Source organism: Pseudomonas sp. RIT409 (genome assembly GCF_003052515.2).
Taxonomy (GTDB): Bacteria; Pseudomonadota; Gammaproteobacteria; order Pseudomonadales; family Pseudomonadaceae; genus Aquipseudomonas.
The window spans coordinates 21,291-37,950 of record NZ_QARE02000029.1 but is presented as its reverse complement, the minus strand read 5'-3'; the positions used below and the strand labels follow the sequence as shown (position 1 = coordinate 37,950).

General features: G+C 61.8%; 17 protein-coding genes. 7 read left to right on the top strand and 10 right to left on the bottom strand.

Features of this window, described 5'->3' with window-relative positions; genetic code table 11:
- Positions 1-57: 57 nt before the first annotated feature.
- The 6 genes from DBP26_RS24690 to DBP26_RS24665 all read right to left on the bottom strand — a co-directional run bounded on the left by DBP26_RS24690 (position 58) and on the right by DBP26_RS24665 (position 4,943).
- A complete protein-coding gene (locus DBP26_RS24690; RefSeq protein WP_108240206.1) occupies positions 58-1,689 on the bottom strand; it encodes an ATP-binding protein in 1,632 nt (543 codons plus the stop codon).
- 275 nt (positions 1,690-1,964) lie between these two features.
- Positions 1,965-2,405 carry a YetF domain-containing protein gene (locus tag DBP26_RS24685; protein WP_108240205.1) on the bottom strand — a complete coding sequence of 147 codons (441 nt, stop codon included), beginning with the start codon at positions 2,403-2,405 and terminating at the stop codon, positions 1,965-1,967.
- A 54-nt stretch (positions 2,406-2,459) separates the two neighbouring features.
- Complete coding sequence (locus tag DBP26_RS24680) at positions 2,460-3,017, bottom strand: hypothetical protein (RefSeq protein WP_256600712.1); 558 nt, start codon at positions 3,015-3,017, stop codon at positions 2,460-2,462.
- Positions 3,014-3,193, bottom strand: coding sequence for a hypothetical protein (locus tag DBP26_RS24675; protein ID WP_108240204.1), 180 nt, complete (start codon positions 3,191-3,193; stop codon positions 3,014-3,016). The genes DBP26_RS24680 and DBP26_RS24675 overlap by 4 nt, the downstream gene beginning before the upstream one ends.
- Positions 3,194-3,350: 157 nt before the next feature.
- Positions 3,351-3,983, bottom strand: a complete 633-nt coding sequence (locus tag DBP26_RS24670) for a glutathione binding-like protein (RefSeq protein WP_108240203.1) — start codon at positions 3,981-3,983, stop codon at positions 3,351-3,353.
- A 96-nt stretch (positions 3,984-4,079) separates the two neighbouring features.
- Positions 4,080-4,943, bottom strand: a complete 864-nt coding sequence (locus tag DBP26_RS24665; RefSeq protein WP_108240202.1) for a LysR substrate-binding domain-containing protein — start codon at positions 4,941-4,943, stop codon at positions 4,080-4,082.
- 181 nt (positions 4,944-5,124) lie between these two features.
- On the opposite strand from DBP26_RS24665, the gene DBP26_RS24660 reads away from it, so the two are divergent.
- Positions 5,125-5,508: a cupin domain-containing protein gene (locus tag DBP26_RS24660; RefSeq protein ID WP_108240201.1), complete on the top strand. Its 384-nt coding sequence runs from the start codon at positions 5,125-5,127 to the stop codon at positions 5,506-5,508.
- A gap of 81 nt (positions 5,509-5,589) precedes the next feature.
- Here the strand turns inward: DBP26_RS24660 and DBP26_RS24655 are convergent, their stop codons facing one another.
- A complete protein-coding gene (locus DBP26_RS24655) occupies positions 5,590-6,351 on the bottom strand; it encodes a hypothetical protein (RefSeq protein WP_108240200.1) in 762 nt (253 codons plus the stop codon).
- A 202-nt stretch (positions 6,352-6,553) separates the two neighbouring features.
- A complete protein-coding gene (locus tag DBP26_RS24650) occupies positions 6,554-7,411 on the bottom strand; it encodes an SDR family NAD(P)-dependent oxidoreductase (RefSeq protein ID WP_349254557.1) in 858 nt (285 codons plus the stop codon).
- Between the two features lie 85 nt (positions 7,412-7,496).
- Between DBP26_RS24650 and DBP26_RS24645 the strand changes: the two genes are divergently transcribed.
- The 3 genes from DBP26_RS24645 to DBP26_RS24635 all read left to right on the top strand — a co-directional run bounded on the left by DBP26_RS24645 (position 7,497) and on the right by DBP26_RS24635 (position 11,400).
- On the top strand, positions 7,497-8,417 hold the full coding sequence (locus DBP26_RS24645; RefSeq protein WP_256600715.1) for an AraC family transcriptional regulator: 921 nt from the start codon (positions 7,497-7,499) through the stop codon (positions 8,415-8,417).
- A gap of 110 nt (positions 8,418-8,527) precedes the next feature.
- A complete protein-coding gene (locus DBP26_RS24640; protein WP_108240198.1) occupies positions 8,528-8,830 on the top strand; it encodes a hypothetical protein in 303 nt (100 codons plus the stop codon).
- 98 nt (positions 8,831-8,928) lie between these two features.
- On the top strand, positions 8,929-11,400 hold the full coding sequence (locus tag DBP26_RS24635; RefSeq protein WP_108240197.1) for a PAS domain-containing protein: 2,472 nt from the start codon (positions 8,929-8,931) through the stop codon (positions 11,398-11,400).
- 9 nt (positions 11,401-11,409) lie between these two features.
- On the opposite strand, the gene DBP26_RS24630 is transcribed toward DBP26_RS24635, so the two are convergent.
- Positions 11,410-11,625 (bottom strand): hypothetical protein, encoded by a 216-nt coding sequence (locus tag DBP26_RS24630; protein WP_108240196.1) that lies wholly within the window; start codon positions 11,623-11,625, stop codon positions 11,410-11,412.
- Positions 11,626-11,923: 298 nt separating this feature from the next.
- Here DBP26_RS24630 and DBP26_RS24625 point away from each other — a divergent pair, with 298 nt between their 5' ends.
- The 3 genes from DBP26_RS24625 to DBP26_RS24615 all read left to right on the top strand — a co-directional run bounded on the left by DBP26_RS24625 (position 11,924) and on the right by DBP26_RS24615 (position 15,825).
- Positions 11,924-13,555 carry a methyl-accepting chemotaxis protein gene (locus tag DBP26_RS24625; protein WP_108240226.1) on the top strand — a complete coding sequence of 544 codons (1,632 nt, stop codon included), beginning with the start codon at positions 11,924-11,926 and terminating at the stop codon, positions 13,553-13,555.
- A gap of 161 nt (positions 13,556-13,716) precedes the next feature.
- On the top strand, positions 13,717-14,643 hold the full coding sequence (locus DBP26_RS24620) for a LysR family transcriptional regulator (protein ID WP_108240195.1): 927 nt from the start codon (positions 13,717-13,719) through the stop codon (positions 14,641-14,643).
- A gap of 312 nt (positions 14,644-14,955) precedes the next feature.
- Positions 14,956-15,825 carry an oxaloacetate decarboxylase gene (locus tag DBP26_RS24615; RefSeq protein ID WP_108240194.1) on the top strand — a complete coding sequence of 290 codons (870 nt, stop codon included), beginning with the start codon at positions 14,956-14,958 and terminating at the stop codon, positions 15,823-15,825.
- Positions 15,826-15,923: 98 nt separating this feature from the next.
- On the opposite strand, the gene DBP26_RS24610 is transcribed toward DBP26_RS24615, so the two are convergent.
- Positions 15,924-16,451, bottom strand: a complete 528-nt coding sequence (locus DBP26_RS24610; protein WP_108240193.1) for a GAF domain-containing protein — start codon at positions 16,449-16,451, stop codon at positions 15,924-15,926.
- Positions 16,452-16,660 lie beyond the last annotated feature (209 nt).

Genomic DNA, 16,660 nt, shown 5'->3' with positions numbered 1-16,660 from the left:
CGAGACGGTGCCCGAAGTTCATTAAGGGGCAAAGAGCCATATACCGGCGGAATGATGCTAATTATCACTCGACAACTGAAGTACTTTATTGATCGTTCCGAGAAGTTCGTTGATCGAGTAAGGCTTGTTCAACATCGGATATTTGCTGAGCGCGTCCTCGCTCACCGCTTGACTGTAGCCACTGGTCAAAATCAACGGTTTGCCGGGCCAGCGCAGTGCGAGCAGCTCCCCCAGCTCAAGTCCTCCCATGCCCGGCATCACTACATCCGACAGGACAAGATCGATGTCCTGGGCTGCCGAGTCCAGAAGCGCTAGGGCTTCGGCAGCGTTAGAAGCAAGTTGTGCCCCAAAACCCAGGTCCTTGAGCAGGCAGACGGTAAACTCGCCGACCTCTGGATTATCCTCTACGACCAGTATCTGTCGCTTGGTTGCCGGCGTGGCGTGTCTCGCGAACTGCAGAGGCATTGAACGGGGCGCTTTCGCCGAAGGCAGCGAAACCGTGAACGTGGCCCCCTCGCCGACCCGGCTGTCGACGCTCACCTCGCCGCCCGACTGCCGTGCGAAACCGATCACCTGCGACAGCCCCAGCCCCGTGCCTTTGCCGGTTTCTTTAGTGGTAAAGAAGGGCTCGAAGATACGTTTGAGATCATCCTGCTCAATACCGCGTCCTTCGTCAGCGACGCAAATGAGGACCCGCGCAGCTGGGCTCCCAGCACCGCCGCAGTCCTGGGAGGCGACCGTGACGGTGATGGTCCCCTCTTCCTGCATCGCATCCCGGGCATTGATCACCAGATTGAGCAATGCGGTCTCGAACTGATTCAGATCAGCTTCCACAAAACAAGGCTCGGGTGGGTGGATCGTCTCAATCGTCACCTGTTCACCGACGACGGTTCGAAGCATTTCGACGAGATGCTCGACCCGCTGAGCCACGGAGAATACTTCCGGCTTGAGGGCCTGCTTCCTGGCGTATCGCAACAACTGCCCCGTCAACCGAGCCGCGCGGTCCGCTGTGTCGAGAATGCCGGTGAGGTACTGTTTTTGCCGGTCATCGGACAGACCGGCGCGCCCCAACAGCTCGGCCGAGTTGCGGATGATCGTCAGCAGGTTATTGAAATCGTGGGCCACCCCGCCGGTCAATTGACCGAGCGCCTCCAGCTTCTGCATTTGCCGAAGCTGCGCCTCGGCCGCCATCAGATCGCGGGAGCCGGCCTGGACTTGCACTTCAAGCCGGGAATTGAAGCGCCGCAGTTGTTCCTCGGCACTATGGCGCGCCCGCACATCGCTGGACGCCCCGAACCACTCGATGATCTCCCCCCCTTGATTGAATATCGGTACAGCACGTGTCAAGGCCCAACCCACCTCATCGTTCGGAAGGCGGATCCGATGCTCGAGTTCGAACACCGTACGTCGAGCGATCGCCTGGTCAATGGCGGCAAGCACATAGCTGTGGTCGTCCTGAAACAGGTAAGTGTCCAGCCAAGAGCGGTCTGGCTGGCCGACCGCTTCCAGCCGTTCCCCTCCTGTCAATTCGCGCATGACCTGCCAATCTGGGCTCATGCGAAATACCGTGGTACTGCTCGCTGCGACCAAGGCTCGAAACCTGAGCTCACTGTCTTCGACAGTACTGCCGGCGTCCCCAAGGCGAATCGAAGTGCTGCTGACAGCATGTTTCGATTGATTCAGCGTCATCGGGCATTATCCGTTTTATCAGTAGTGGCAACTAGCTACAACTTAAAAACTGTCTCAGGCACTCCATGGTAGTTCACGATGTTGCGCGCCGTTAAAACATTTTCATGAGCGGTGCAGCGAACTTAAAGGTGCGCCCGGGATGAGCGCTGAAAGAGTGCGTGCACGTATTATTCGTCGGAAGCGCACTGTGCTGCCTCAGCGTTGAGTTGGGGATGAACTTAAACCTCAGACCACTTCCGAGCGCTTGTAGGCAGGATGAACACGGGGAACATACGTCATGCCTTGATAATTGAAATCTTGCCGTTGCGCTCGATAATTGCGTATTTGATCTGCGCGACGGTTTCCAGCCCTTGTTCCAGCCTCGCCGCCTGCAGGATATCGTCTTCTTCGATGCGGGCTTCATGCATGCGATGGCGCAGGAATTCCCCGTTCTCCACGACGATGGTCGGCCCGCCGTCGATCAACTTGCCCAACCGCTTCGACCGACGCTTGGCCAGCGAAAAGCCGACGTCGATGGCAATCAGCGTGACGATCACCAACACGGCATTAGTCACGGAAAAGTCGTCGCCCAGCAATGCCTGCTGTGTCGCTTCGCCGATGATCATCAGCAACACAAAATCGAACGATGTCAGCTCTCCCAGCGCTCGCCGTCCCGAGATTCTGAACAACACCATTAACGCCAGATAGATCGCCGCCGCGCGCAGCACTGCGTCCATGTCATGACCTCTGTGCAAGTTGTAGCCGCCCGTGAAAGGGATGAATTCGAGCGCCTAGGGATAAATGAATTGCTTGAGCAGTACCTCACCCCCGCCGTCGATGCGAAGGGTGCTGGAATACAGGCCGATGCCGTCCGCGCGCAAACCCAGGTAAGTGACGCTTTCGCCTTGGGCATCGGCCTGCACCGTCAAGCGCAGCCCGGTACTGGAGCCGGATGAATGAACAGGCTGCGGCTGCAGGCTGTCGACACTGAAGCCTTCGAGCAACGATGGCGCGATGACGAGCACATGCACGGCTCCGGGCTGGCCATGGCTGCGGATGATCAACGTGTTGGTCGCGCCATTGCGGTGAAACCGTTCGTAACTCACCTCCAGGTCGTGGCGGGCGCTACTGACCTGTGTCGAACTCAATGGCCCGTGGGAAAACAGGCCCAATAGTGTCAGCACGACGACGGCCAGCAGTCCGTACCAACCTATTCGCTCGAAGCGCCAAATCTTGCGCTGCAGCGCGATATCTTCGTCGACCGGGTATTCGCGGTCATGCATTTCCCTCTTGAGGCGCTCATCTGAGGGCAGTTCATCGGTCACGGACTCGGTCACGGACTCGGTCATGGCGTCATCCCTTCATGAGCGACCAGCGCTTCGCTTCGTTGTATCCCTGAGAGCGTGGCGACGAGGATCAGTTCGATCTTTCTCTGCGTCCTTCTGCGCGATCCTGCTGAAAGAACGAAGCTCGCCGTGCGGGTGATAACGCGACTGAACTCCTGTATCAAAATGACATCAATCATGTTTCTCTTTCGGAGCAGTGCTGCAATGAGCAATGGGTCGATCGCTGTCTGCTTTTTTGGCACCGCCCTTGGCTGGGCCGCCCTGTTCTACGGCGTGTTGGACTACCTGACGGGCTGATGCCCCTGAGCGTGAGACGCGAAGATGCGACGGCTCCGTTTACGCCAGTTTGACCGCGAATCCTCGCTGTACCGCAGGACGACTCATCATCCGCTCATACCAGGCGGCAACATGGGGCAGATCGGCAAACGAGACGCGGTGCCGTTCGTGACGCCAAGCCCAGCCCAGAATCGCGAAATCCGCTATGGAGGGCTCACCTGAGGTCGCCACGTATTCGCGGGCTGCCAGGCGCGCATCGAGCACCCGGTACAGGCGATGGGTTTCAGTGCTGAAACGCTTGACGCCGTAGTCCCGGGCTTCGCTTTCGGGAAGCTGTAGAAAGTGGTGGACTTGGCCCGGCGCCGGGCCAAAACCGCCCACTTGCCACATCAGCCATTCGTAGACGGCAACCCGTTCGGCCAGGTCCCGCGGGAGGAAGCGTCCGGTCTTTTCCGCCAGATACAGCAGGATCGCGCCGGATTCGAAGACCGTGATCGGCTGCGCCCCCGGACCGTCCGGATCGAGTATCGCGGGAATTTTGTTATTGGGGCTGATCGCCAGGAAATCAGCCTCGAATTGCTGGCCTCGTCCCAGATCCACGATCCGGACCTGATACGGCAACCCGAATTCTTCGAGTGCAACGCTGATCTTGCGGCCATTGGGTGTGTCGTAGGTGTAGAGCTCAATGCTCATCTCTGCTCCCTCGCTCGGAGTGATGGGTGGGTCGCCCCTGGAGAGTGCGAGGGCGAGGCGCCACTGCGGTGCGTAAATTACCAGACCTCGGGGGCGTCATGCAGCGCTGATCGGTATGTCCATCGCGGCCAGCAGACTCGCCCGGAATGCCTCGGCGACGGGTTGTGCAGTGGCCGATACCCGCACGCACACGGCGAACTCCGGCAATGTGGGCAGTCCCGCCGCCGCCCCTAGCGTCACCAAATCATCCGGCACGGTCGAGGCCAGCCACGCGGTGATGGCCAGCCCCGCGCGCACGGTAGAGGCCGTCGCCTCGAAGCTGCGGTTCTCGAACACGGTGCGCCAGACGATACCCTCTTTGGCCAACGCCCCCAGCACCACGGGACGAAACACGCAGCGCTCGTCCACCAGCGACAATGGCAGCGGTCTGGTTTTCCAGATATCGCTGTCAGCGCTGCCCACCCACAACAGCGGCTCGGTGCGGATGACCTCGCCCTGAGAGTGACTCGCCACGTATTCAATCAATGCGAAGTCGAGGTGGCCGTTTTCAATGTCCTCGTGCAGCTCAGGCGATGCGGCGCATTTCAACGACAGTTCCACCCGCGGATGCGACGCCGTGAAAGCCTTCAATGCTGGCGCCATTGCTGTGATCAGGTCCGGGGGCGCCCCTACCCGCAGATGCCCTCGCTGTGGGCCTCCCACCGTGTCGGCCCAAATCTCGTCGTTCAATTGCAATAAGCGGCGAGCCTTGGCCCGAAACAACTCGCCCTGGTGGGTCAATTCCAAGTGCCTTGGCTTGCGCAGCAGCAACACACAGCCAAGGTGCTCTTCGAGACGTTTGACCTGCTGGCTCACCGCTCCCTGGGTCATGAACAAAAGGTTGGCAGCGACCGTCATGCTGCGGTGGTCGGCAACTGCGACGAAGGTGCGGACCAGCGTGAGATCAAGGTTGCGGATCATGGGCGGGATTACCATCGGTAATGTCAGGCATTAAGGATATTCGATTTTGTAATCGACATTGTATCGGTAGGTTATCGGCTCGGAACGTTCGCTCCGTTGCCGTCCCGATTCCCCCGGCATCATCTGAACTTGCCGTTGGCAACCCCGGCGATGCCTCCATCCGCCTCACATGGATCTCAATATGCCTGCCCCTCTGTTTCCCGAATCGTTCGATCTTCACCGCAGTTTCGAGGCCCTGTCCGAGCACTGGTCACCCAAAGTCGTCGCCCGGATCAACGACCAGTACGTCAAAGTGGCCAAGGTGCTGGGGCAATTGGTCTGGCACGATCACGAAACCCAGGACGAACTGTTCTACGTCGTCAAAGGGCACCTGAAGATCGAGTACGAGGGGGGCCGGACGGTTGAATTGCCCGCCGGATCGATGCACGTCGTGCCCCGCGGTGTGTTGCATAACCCGGTGGCTGAAGAAGAATGCTGGATCGTGCTCATCGAACCGGCGGACACCCTGCACACCGGCACGGCTGTCTCGCCGCTGAGCAAGACTGTGGAGCAGCAATTGAGCTGACAGCAGCGCAGCGTCAAGCGGCCCCTGCCAGGCGGCGGGTCCCCTGTTGGATCACGCAGCCGTTTTCACCGCGCGCAGAGGTTACTTGGGCGCGACTTTCGCCACGAACGCGGTCAACGCAACGGCCAACACAACGCCTGCGCCGACGGTCAGCACAACGCCCCATTGCAGGACCAGCGCCTGCAGCGTGAGGTAAAAGCCGATCACGCCAATGGCGCCGATGGCATTGCCCCGCACAATGGCGGCCAACTCATGCCGCCCACCCTGCACATGGGCGAACACCGCGAGTGGCCAGGCGATGACCGGGATCGGAGCGAGAAAGCCACTGACCACTGGCCCCGCCCATTGGGCCGTTGCCGTGATCGCGAGCAGCAATGCGGTGGCCGTGAGCATGCGCATGGGGATGATCCAGCGCGGCGTCGGGACGTAGCGGCCCGTCCCCGGGTTGCGGACGGGCGCCGTGATGCTGACGATCATCGCGACCAGAAACAACGTGATCGCCACGGCAGCCATCGGCCCTGCCCAGCGGTTCATCAGCCACGCCACGAGTGCGTAGACGCCCAAGGCGAGCACGCAGCCACCGACCACCGACGTTCTGGCGCTCACGGCAAAATAGAACAAGTAGGCCGCCTGGATGGCCGCGACGCCCGCCAGTGCGCCCGGCGCTGCCGCGCCAACGAAGGTCGGCCCCTGTTCCAGCCCCAAAAACAGCATGATCGACGCCGACGTCACTGGCAGCCCTGACAGCAGACCGCCGATGTGGGTGCCCCAACGTTTCGCGGCCAACGAAATGGAGAGCATCAGCAAGGGGGTGATCAACAGCTTGAGGTGAAAGGCAGTCATGGGCGCGCGTCTTCTCGGGATGCGCACGTTTTACACGTTTCCTTGCAAACTTGCCGTATGGATTTGCACGCCGGCAGGTGCCCTCTGCGCGCTTTTCACAGACTCAACCCCGTCCACGCTTCGGACAGGCTCCACAACCGCTGCGCCGCGTCGGCGTCCACGGCCCAGTCGGCAACGCCGCGACGTCCCTGCTTCCGGGTGTTCAGCGGCGCGATGTTGCAATCCTCGCAATACACACCGCCCTTTGCGTCCAGTGCTGCGCTGGTGGCGCACCACAGCCCGGTCGCAGCGCCCTGCTCCAAGGTCTTGAGCCTCGTTCCGGCTCGATCCTCTGCTGCCCGTGTTCATCGAACACATCGAATGCAGCGATCTCTTCCGGGCTCAGGTGTCGCCCCAGATCCGTGAGGATCTGGCCGGGGTGCAGCGAAAATGTACGCACGCCGCGCGCTTTCCCCCGTTCGTCCAACGCCACGGCGAACAGCACGTTGGCTGTCTTCGACTGCCCGTAAGCCAACCATTTGTCATAGGGGCGGTGGCGGAAATCAATGTCATCGAAATCGATCCCCGCCAACTGATGGCCCCTCGACGACACTGCGATCACGCGCGCGCTCCCTGCGGCGGTCAGCACCGGCCAGAGGCCACAGGTCAGTCGAAAGTGGCCGAGGTGATTGGTCGAGAACTGCGCCTCATGCCCTTGCGCGTCTCGCTTGAGTGGCGACGCCATGAGGCCGGCGCAATGAATCAGTAAAGACACCGGCTGGCCCCGGCGGACGATCTGGCTGCAGAACGCTTGAATGGATTGCGCGTCCATGAGGTCCATTGGCCAGATTTCGATGCCGGGAATGCCCGCCAGAGCCGCCTGGGCTTTGCGGGTGTCCCGAGCCGGAACCAGGACCCGGGCCCCCGCCGCCGCCAGGCTGACCGCGGTGACGCGTCCCAGCCCCGAATAACCGCCTGTCACAATGGCCAGGTGCCCGGTCAGGTCGACGCCCGCCATGACATCCATGGCGGTACTGGCCGCATTGAAGGGTGATGAAACAGGTTGCTGTGGCGTTTTCATGAACAGGTTCTCGGTGGGTAGCGGAAGCCTGCATTTTTCTCTACGCTCATCGGACGAAACAGTTCAAATAGTCCGTTTTTCTATCGTGATCATCCAACAACCCCTGTCCGACCCGCTTTCAGACGTGCTCGCCTTGTCTCACCTGCGCGCGGCGTGTTCCGTGCGTTTGAGGGCGGGAGGTCGCTGGGCACTGCGGTTCAGGCCGATCGAACTGAAGTTCAACGTCGTACGGCGAGGGCAGTGCTGGTTGTGTGTCGACGGCCTCCCCCCTCGGCAGATGAGCGCTGGCGACTGCTTTGTCATCGTCCGCACGCCGTTCGTATTGGCCAGCGCGCCGGACGTCGAAGCGATCAACGCGTCGGACGTGTTCGACGGTTCCGGCCTGTCGGCCCGCTATGGGGTCGGCGATGACCTGGAAATCCTCGGCGGCAGCGTTTCATTGAGCAACCCGGCCGCGCTCGACTTGTTGAACCTGCTGCCAGCGGCCGTTTGCATCGGAGCGCAGTCCCATGGCGCGTCCTCCTTCGCCTGGCTGCTGGACGAACTGGACAGAGAGTGGCAATCGGCGCAACCCGGCGCCGTGGCGCTGTGCAATGACCTGCTGCGGCTGATCTTCGTGCATGCGCTGCGTCATCACATTCGCACCGCCGACGCAACCGACCTGGCATGGCTGGCGGGTTTACGCGACCCGGCGATCGCTGCCGTGCTGCGTGCGGTCCACAGCACCCCCGAGCGTGCCTGGACGCTGGAACAGATGGCCGCGCTGGCGTGCCAGTCTCGCTCCAGCTTCGCTGCGTCGTTCAAGGCAAAGGTCGGCCAATCGCCCGTCGAATATGCGACCCGTTGGCGCATGCAGGTCGCAGCGACACGTTTGACCGTCGAAGGCGACAGCGTCGGGGCGGTGGCGGCGTCCTTGGGCTATCTGTCCGACGCGGCCTTCGGCGTTGCCTTCAAGCGAGTTCATGGCAAATCGCCCGGGCAGTACCGGCGCGAGCACCGTCTTTGAACGAACAGGGGGCGGACCGGTCAGGTTTGGAATAGACTCCGGTGTGCGTGGGCGCGAATGGGCGCTGCGTGTGCCTCCCGGTGAATGGCCGATCTGTCACGGAACTCTGCATGCCCTTGCCCTCGAATGACACCCATGGCGTTGGCGACACCGCCGATGACGCCGGTCTACCCCCGCAAGACGGTTGGCTGGCCCTGGAACACCGGGCCCGGCTCGACGGCTTGATCCACAAGCTCGACACCAGCACCACCCGGGAAAGTGTGTCGCGTTACCACGCGATGGCCGAAGGTTATCTGCTGGGGCTGCTGGACTGTAATCACATCAGTGCTCCCCACCACGATGCGGTCAGCCAGTACCTTCACACGCTGGCACTTCGCCGGTTGAAACGGGTCAAACCTGGCGCCCGTTCTTGAAGGGGCACCGTAAACAGGTCACCGGCGTTCGATGGTGCCCATCAGGCCGCCGAGCGCGACCAGTATCCGATCATCTTTTCTGTCGAGCGTAATCAGTCGTGCATGACCAGCCAGGCACCTCACCCTCCATCGACCTCAGTCTGCTGGGTGGACAGTATTCTCCCGTCGCACTCATCGAGCGCGAACGCAAAGTGCTGGGCCAATTGGCGGCAGGGCTTTCACTGAGCGAAGTCTTGAGCGATCTGCTCCTCGCGGTGGAGGCCCAGAGCGACAACATGATGGCGTCCGTGCTGCTGCTCAGCGAGGATGGGCAATACATGCTGCATGGCGCCGCCCCGAGTCTGCCGAGCCGGTATAACGAGGCGATCCACGGTATCGCCATTGGCGAGGGCATAGGCTCGTGCGGTACCGCAGCCGCCCGCCGACAACCGGTTTACGTCAACGACATCGCCACCGATCCCCTCTGGGACGGCTATGCGCACTTGGCGGTGTCTCATGGTTTGCGCTCCTGCTGGTCGACGCCAATCATGGCGGCAGACGGCACAGTGGTGGGCACCTTCGCAGTCTATTACGCCGAGCCACGCGCCCCCACCGCAAGCGACATCGAGGCCATTGCCCTCATCGCCCAAACCGTCGCGCTGGTCATCGAACGGCATCGCTCGGACGTTCGGCTGCGACGCAGTCAGGACGCATTGCGCGATTTGAGCTCGGAACTCGAAGCCAAGGTCAACGAGCGCGCGACGGAGCGCAGCCGGACTTGGTTGTTGAGCCCGGACCTGTTATCGGTGATCAGCCCCGACGGGACCATCGAGGCCGCCAACCCGGCCTGGACCATTGCGCTGGGCTGGTCGCCTGAGGAACTGCAGATCAACGTGCTGACCCTGGTGCATGCCGATGACCTGCAAGCGACCCGGGCGGCCCTGAGTCAGGCCGCCAGGGGCCGCCCGGTGTCCCGGTTCGAGAATCGCTATCGACACCGCGATGGCAGCTACCGCTGGTTCGCCTGGGTGGCTGTGCTGGAAGGCGCAAGGATCTACTGCAGTGCGCGGGACATGACCCTGGAAAAAGAACAGGCGGCGACGTTGGCTGCCCGCACCCGTGAGCGTGATCGCGCCTGGGGCTTGTCCCAGGAACTGCTGGTGATCGCGGCACCCGACGGCACACTGCTGGAGGTCAATGCTCGCTGGACGGAACAACTGGGCTGGCTGGAGCACGAACTGGTCGGCAAGACCTTTGCCGAATACACCCACCCGGACGACCTCGGGGCCGCCACTGCCGCCTTCGAGGGCATCTTCCACGCGCCACTGGAAGTGCCGTATGAGTACCGGTTGCGCCACAAGAACGGCACGTACAAGTGGTTCAGTTGGACCGGCACCTTCGAAGACAGCCGGGTCTATGCGGCGGGACGCCACGTCACGGTCGAGCGAGAACAAGCGGAAGCCCTGCGCCAATCGCAGAAGATGGAAGCCGTCGGCCAACTCACCGGCGGCGTTGCGCACGACTTCAATAACCTGCTGACGGTCATCCGCTCGTCCACCGACCTGCTGATGCGCCCTACCCTGACCGAGGAGCGTCGGCAACGTTACGTCACCGCCATTTCGGAAACCGTCGATCGTGCCGCCCGGCTGACCGGCCAGTTGCTCGCCTTCGCACGTCGACAAGCGTTACAACCGGAGGTGTTCAGCGTCTGCGACAACGTGCGGGCCATCAGCGCCATGATGAGCAGCCTGACGGGCGCGCGGATCCAGACCCTCATCGATCTCGACCCCACGCCGTGTCATGTCAACGCCGATCCGAGCCAATTCGACACGGCTCTGATCAATATGGCGGCCAACGCGCGGGATGCCATGCAGGGCGAAGGCCAACTGTCGATCGCGGTGCGTGCTGTCGAGTCGCTCCCGGCGATTCGCGAACACAGTGCGGTAGCCGGGCCCTTCGTCGCGGTCTCGATTACCGACACAGGATCGGGCATTCCGGCCACCCAGCTGGAGCGGATTTTCGAGCCGTTCTACACCACCAAAGGCGTGGGGGAAGGCACCGGACTGGGCTTGAGCCAGGTCTTCGGCTTCGCCAAACAATCCGGTGGTGAAATTGCAGTCGCCAGCGAAATCGGCAAAGGAACCACCTTTACCCTCTACCTGCCCCGGGTGGCCGGCGAGGCGCGGGCGGCGGAAACCGACTCACCCGGCGTGTCGCTGGAAGAGGGTCAAGGCAAGCAGGTGTTGGTGGTGGAAGATAACGGCGACGTGGGCGACTTCGCCATCCAGGCCCTTACCGAACTGGGGTTCCGGCCGACCCTGGCGCGCACCGCCGCAGCAGCCCTGGAGCTGATCGACAGCGACGCCGAGCGATTCGACGTGGTGTTTTCCGACGTCGTCATGCCGGGCGTCACCGGGGTCGAACTGGCGCAAACGCTGCGCGCACGGTATCCGAGTCTGCCGGTGGTACTCACCTCCGGTTACAGCCACATTCTGACCCGCTACGGAACCGATGGATTCGAGCTGCTGCACAAGCCGTATTCAATCGACAAATTGTCCCGCGTACTGTTGAAAGTCACGGCCAACCCGTAGCGCACGGTGTCAGGGGCCAGGGCTCCCCATTCTCGCGGCGGCGGCTCTCAGCACTTCGGCCACCGAGTCGATGGATTTGATCTTGCTTGGGATGTCGTCGGTCGGAATATTCAGCGCGCGGTGGCTGCTGAACACGAGATGGCCAGCCAACGCCTGAGACAATTCTTCGAAATGGACGGCCGTTTTTTCCAGGTCCAACCTGATGTTCGCGAGAGATTCGAGCATTGATCCACCGCTTACCGTTGGGGGACTGCATCCTTACCCATGAAATCGGCGCCCTGCCTAGGATCGCGCCAATGTAGCAGCACACCCGTACGGTTTGTCTACCCTGCTCCGCCCCACGCCTAAGTTGCACTCGCGGCCTGCCGTTACCTCAACAGCTAACCAGGGCGAACGGCGCCTTGGAAATAGCCCAACATCGAGCCATATGGGACATTTCAGCCAAGAAGAATGCCGAAATGCCTTTAGCAAGGCCCCGCATGACGATATCATGGCGCCATCATTCCGTCAGATGGCAAACCGTATGAATTTCAGACGCCTGAACATTGCTCCGCGCTCGTTAGCCTGCTTCGGCTTTTTCGCCCTGTTGATTTCCGCTGTGGGCCTGTTTTCGCTTATGCAGGCAGCGCGCTTGAAGGACGCTCGCGATTCGCTGCAAAGCAATGTATTGCCAAGCCTCATGACCGTTGCCGATATCAAGGCCGATCTGCTGATGATCCGCCTTGGCAACACCGGTCTGCGCGCCGCCCATACGGCCGACAGTGCAGAGAGCGCGCGTAAGCGGATCGCCCAAGGGCGTGAAGACCTGGAAAAGGACGTGAAGCGGCTCAAACCTCTGCTGGTCACCGAGCGCGGCCTGGAAGCCTATCGCAAGATGGAAGCGGACATGGTCGCCTACCTGGCGGTGCATTCGCGGTACCTGGAAGCAGCGGCGCAGAACCGAGAGGACATCCTGATTGCGATGACCCAACCGTCGGGTGAGCAGAGCCGCGCTGCGGACTTGCTGACCAGCGATATCGCCACCATTTCGCAGTTGGCCGTTCTCAAGATGGAAAATTCGGACATCGAGGCCAATGAAAGCTACGAGCAGGCACGCGCCGTGACCATCGCGGCCATTCTGGTCGCGCTCGTGGCCACCGTCGCGCTGGCCGCCCTGTTCACCCGCAGCCTGGTGGCGCCGATTGCCCGGGCCCTGGCGGTGGCCGAGCAGATTGCCAACAACGACCTCAGCCAGCCGATCAAACTCGACGGCGCCGATGAACCCGGTCGGCTGCTCCAGGCGCTGTCGGTGATGCAGGACAATTTGCGCCGCACCGTGGCCAACCTTGGCCACTCTTCGAGCCAGCTCGCCTCGACATCCGAGGAAATGAACGCCGTGACCGAGGACTCGGTGCGCGGTATCCAACGTCAAAGCGATGAAATCAACCAGGCCGCCACGGCCATCAACCAAATGACCGCCGCGGTCGAAGAAGTCGCCCATAACGCCGCACTGGCTTCGGCTGCCGCCCGCGAATCCAGCGAATCGGCGGAACACGGTCGGCAGCGCGTCGACGAAACCCTCGGCGCGATCCATGAACTGCATCAGGCCGTCACTGCGACCGCCGGCGAAATCAATGGCCTGGCCAGTGAGGTGCAAAACATCAGTGGCGTGCTGGACGTGATACGGGGGATCGCCGACCAGACCAACCTGCTGGCGCTCAACGCTGCCATCGAAGCGGCTCGCGCCGGTGAGGCCGGCCGAGGTTTTGCTGTGGTTGCCGACGAAGTGCGCGCATTGGCCCACCGCACTCAACAGTCCACCGCCGAGATCGAGAAAATGATCAGTTCCATTCAAGGCGGCGCTGACAAGGCCGTCACGGCCATGGACCAGAGCAGCGACCGGGCACGCGCCAGCCTGGATGTCGCCGAAGCCGCCGGGCGGGCGCTGGAACAGATCACCCAGGCCATAGGGCAGATCAACGAACGCAATGTCAGCATTGCCTCCGCGACTGAAGAGCAAGCCCAGGTTGCCCGCGAGGTGGACCGCAACCTCACCCGCATCCGCGATCTTTCGCTGCAGACCTCCGCCGGAGCGAACCAGACCTCGGCGGCCAGCGGCGAGTTGGCGCAACTGGCGGTGGGGCTCAACGGGCTGGTGCTGCAATTCCGCACCTGAGGTGCCTGGCGCCCCACTGCCCGCCGAAATCAAGCAGACGCGTCGCGTGCCATGGCTGTGGCATGCGACGCCTGCAGGCCATCATAAAAAGCAGCCACGCGCATCGACGCCTGACCCCTTGCAAAATAGAATCTCGTGCAACTCCCCCTTGCAGAACTGAGATGAGCAGACTTCCCGATTTCGAAGGCCTGGCGATGTTTGCCAAAGTAGCGGAAGAAGGCTCGTTCGCCGCCGCTGCCCGGGTGATGGGTGTCTCGGTGCCCACGGTGTCCCGCGCCGTGGCGCGGCTTGAGGAGCGGCTGGGCGGACGATTGTTCAACCGCACCTCACGCCAATTGGCGCTGACCGAATTCGGATCGAGCATGGTGGCGAAGGCCAGTGACATTTACCGCCAGGCCGAAGAACTGGAAAGCGAGGCGCAGGATCTGTCCGTCCAACCTCGCGGGCAGGTGCGCCTTGCCGTGCCGATGGCCTTCGGCCTGCGCTGGGTCGCGCCCCTGTTGCCAAAGCTCTTGCGTCAGTACCCTGAAATCACGGTGGATCTGCACCTGTCCGACGCTTCGGTAGACCTGATCGCCGACGGGTTCGATGCCGCGCTCCGAATCGCCGTGATGCCTGACTCCTCGCTCGTCGCTCGCCGCCTGTGCGCGGTCCGCCAGCTTGCCGTGGCTTCGCCCGGCTACCTCGCGGAGCACGGCCATCCTTCCCATCCCCGGGAGCTTGCCAGCCGTACCTGCCTGAGCTATGCCTACCGCGCGCGCAGCCAGGTCTGGCGCTTTACGCACACCGATGGCTCGGAGGAAGACGTCATGCCCACTGGCCCGCTGCGGGTCACCAATTCCGACGCGCTGATACCGGTGTTGCTGGAGGGGCTGGCAATTGCTGAAATGCCGGAATTCATCGCCAGTGAATACCTCGCGGACGGTCGGCTTGAGGTACTGCTGCCCGACTGGAGCATGGCCCGCGGGGGTCTGTTTTTCGTCACGCCTTCGGCCCGCAGTCGGCCAGCGAAGATCAGAGCGCTGTCGGATTTTTTCGCGTTGCACCTGTCCGAGCCGCAGTGGCGATGGCCACCCGTGCAGTCCTGAAACCTCGGGGGTACTCGAGCTGCCCGCGTCTTGCCGAATGGCTCGCGGTCGGGCCTGGCTTCACCGATCATGGGCGTGCCTGGAGGGTAATGAGGTTGTCGAATTCCCATCAAAATGCCGGCCGTCTTGCACATTTTTAGTGCGACCAAGGCGGGCGATGCTCAACGGGATAGCACCCAGCGCGCTTTATGTACTTGGCGCATGGGGCATGCCAAAACGACATAACTTCGGAATATTCCGCATGTTAGTCTCGCCGCTTTAATGAAAGGCGTAGATCGTCAGTCTCGATGACGACCCATCTCAGGAAACAGCATGTCCAGAATGTCCCACACCGCTCTGCGCCGTAAATTCCGCGAATTGCTCACTGCCGACGCGTGCGTCGAAACCGCCTCCGTGTTCGACCCGATGTCCGCACGCATTGCGGCTGACCTTGGGTTTGAAGTCGGCATTCTGGGCGGCTCCGTGGCCTCACTGCAGGTGCTGGCCGCGCCGGATTTCGCCCTGATCACCCTCAGCGAATTCGTCGAGCAGGCCACCCGTATCGGACGGGTCGCCCAGTTGCCCTTCATCGCCGACGCCGACCACGGCTACGGCAATGCACTGAATGTCATGCGCACCGTCGAAGAGCTGGAACGGGCCGGTGTCGCAGCGCTGACCATCGAAGACACGCTGCTGCCCGCACAATTCGGGCGCAAATCCACTGACCTGATTTCCATCGAGGAAGGGATCGGCAAGGTCAAGGCCGCGCTTGAGGCGCGCGTCGACCCGGAATTGTCGATCATTGCCCGCACCAACGCGGGTGTGCTGTCGGTCGAGCACATCATCGAGCGCACCCAGGCTTACGAAAAGGCGGGAGCGGACGGCATCTGCATGGTGGGCATCAAGGATTTCGAGCACTTGGAGCAGATTTCCGAGAAGCTCACCGTTCCGCTGATGCTGGTGACCTACGGCAACCCCGACCTGCGTGATTACGCGCGGCTGGCGAAGCTGGGCGTACGCGTCGTGGTGGCCGGGCACGGCGCCTATTTCGCGGCGATCAAAGCCACGTATGACAGCCTGCGCGCCCAGCGCAAAGTGACCCACAGCACGGAGAACCTCAGCGCCACCGAGCTGACGCACACGTACACACTCCCCGAGAGCTATGTGAACTGGGCCAGGGAGTTCATGGACGTTAAAGAGTAAGCCGAGCGGCCAAGTGATGGGCGTTGAGCCCGTCGCGCTTTGACGTTGCGGCACGTGGGAAGGCACAGACCACCCTCAGGCGGTCTGTGCAAGCGGGCTTAGACGACCATGTCCGCTTCGGCATGCCGATGGACGTTGGCATGGTCGTAGTGCCACTGGAAGATACTGCCCACCAGCTTCGCAAAAATCACCAACACATCGATCGCCTCGCGCTCTTCTAGCCGGTTGGCTTCTGGATCGAGCACGCAGAGCGAGCCGAACAGGCTGTTGTCGCGAAGAAAGATGGGTATCGAGATCGAACTCTCGAAACCATAGCGCTGAGAGGCCACATTGCCTTTGTGAGCCGGGCTTTGGCTGACGCAACCCACTACCAGGTTGGAAGGGTCCGCCAGCAGGTTGCTGCACATTGAATATTCTAGGGGGAAGTTTTCCCTATCCTTGATACCCAGGCAAATTTCGTCGTTGACGCTGCAGGCGACCCAGTCGTTTTCGCAGAACTTCACGATTGCGGCGAACCGCAGACCGGTCAGGCGCACGATCAGCTTCAAGATATTGGTGGTCGCCTCGATCTCGGCGATAGCATTGAGCTCTTCCACCGAGAGCTGGGAATTTGACGGTTTGTTCACGTTGAGGACCTCGAGCCCATCACGCTGTCTCGATGTCTTAACAGCTACGGAGCCGGTATATCAGAAGGTCATAGGGGCCGCAATGAGGTTTTCCGACGCAGCGCTTTCCCGAACCGGGGGGGGTGGATCCACGGATTGTCAGGACGCTGCCAGTGACGAGGCAGGGGCCGATCGACGCCGCGGCAAAGCTGAAATCCTTGCACGCCTCA

What these genes read in the sequence shown, in the direction of transcription:
- DBP26_RS24690 (WP_108240206.1), bottom strand. Translation starts at nt 1,689, where the DNA reads ATGACGCTGAATCAATCGAAACATGCTGTCAGCAGCACTTCGATTCGC.
- DBP26_RS24685 (WP_108240205.1), bottom strand. Translation starts at nt 2,405, where the DNA reads ATGGACGCAGTGCTGCGCGCGGCGGCGATCTATCTGGCGTTAATGGTG.
- DBP26_RS24680 (WP_256600712.1), bottom strand. Translation starts at nt 3,017, where the DNA reads ATGACCGAGTCCGTGACCGAGTCCGTGACCGATGAACTGCCCTCAGAT.
- DBP26_RS24675 (WP_108240204.1), bottom strand. Translation starts at nt 3,193, where the DNA reads ATGATTGATGTCATTTTGATACAGGAGTTCAGTCGCGTTATCACCCGC.
- DBP26_RS24670 (WP_108240203.1), bottom strand. Translation starts at nt 3,983, where the DNA reads ATGAGCATTGAGCTCTACACCTACGACACACCCAATGGCCGCAAGATC.
- DBP26_RS24665 (WP_108240202.1), bottom strand. Translation starts at nt 4,943, where the DNA reads ATGATCCGCAACCTTGATCTCACGCTGGTCCGCACCTTCGTCGCAGTT.
- DBP26_RS24660 (WP_108240201.1), top strand. Translation starts at nt 5,125, where the DNA reads ATGCCTGCCCCTCTGTTTCCCGAATCGTTCGATCTTCACCGCAGTTTC.
- DBP26_RS24655 (WP_108240200.1), bottom strand. Translation starts at nt 6,351, where the DNA reads ATGACTGCCTTTCACCTCAAGCTGTTGATCACCCCCTTGCTGATGCTC.
- DBP26_RS24650 (WP_349254557.1), bottom strand. Translation starts at nt 7,411, where the DNA reads ATGAAAACGCCACAGCAACCTGTTTCATCACCCTTCAATGCGGCCAGT.
- DBP26_RS24640 (WP_108240198.1), top strand. Translation starts at nt 8,528, where the DNA reads ATGCCCTTGCCCTCGAATGACACCCATGGCGTTGGCGACACCGCCGAT.
- DBP26_RS24630 (WP_108240196.1), bottom strand. Translation starts at nt 11,625, where the DNA reads ATGCTCGAATCTCTCGCGAACATCAGGTTGGACCTGGAAAAAACGGCC.
- DBP26_RS24625 (WP_108240226.1), top strand. Translation starts at nt 11,924, where the DNA reads ATGAATTTCAGACGCCTGAACATTGCTCCGCGCTCGTTAGCCTGCTTC.
- DBP26_RS24620 (WP_108240195.1), top strand. Translation starts at nt 13,717, where the DNA reads ATGAGCAGACTTCCCGATTTCGAAGGCCTGGCGATGTTTGCCAAAGTA.
- DBP26_RS24615 (WP_108240194.1), top strand. Translation starts at nt 14,956, where the DNA reads ATGTCCAGAATGTCCCACACCGCTCTGCGCCGTAAATTCCGCGAATTG.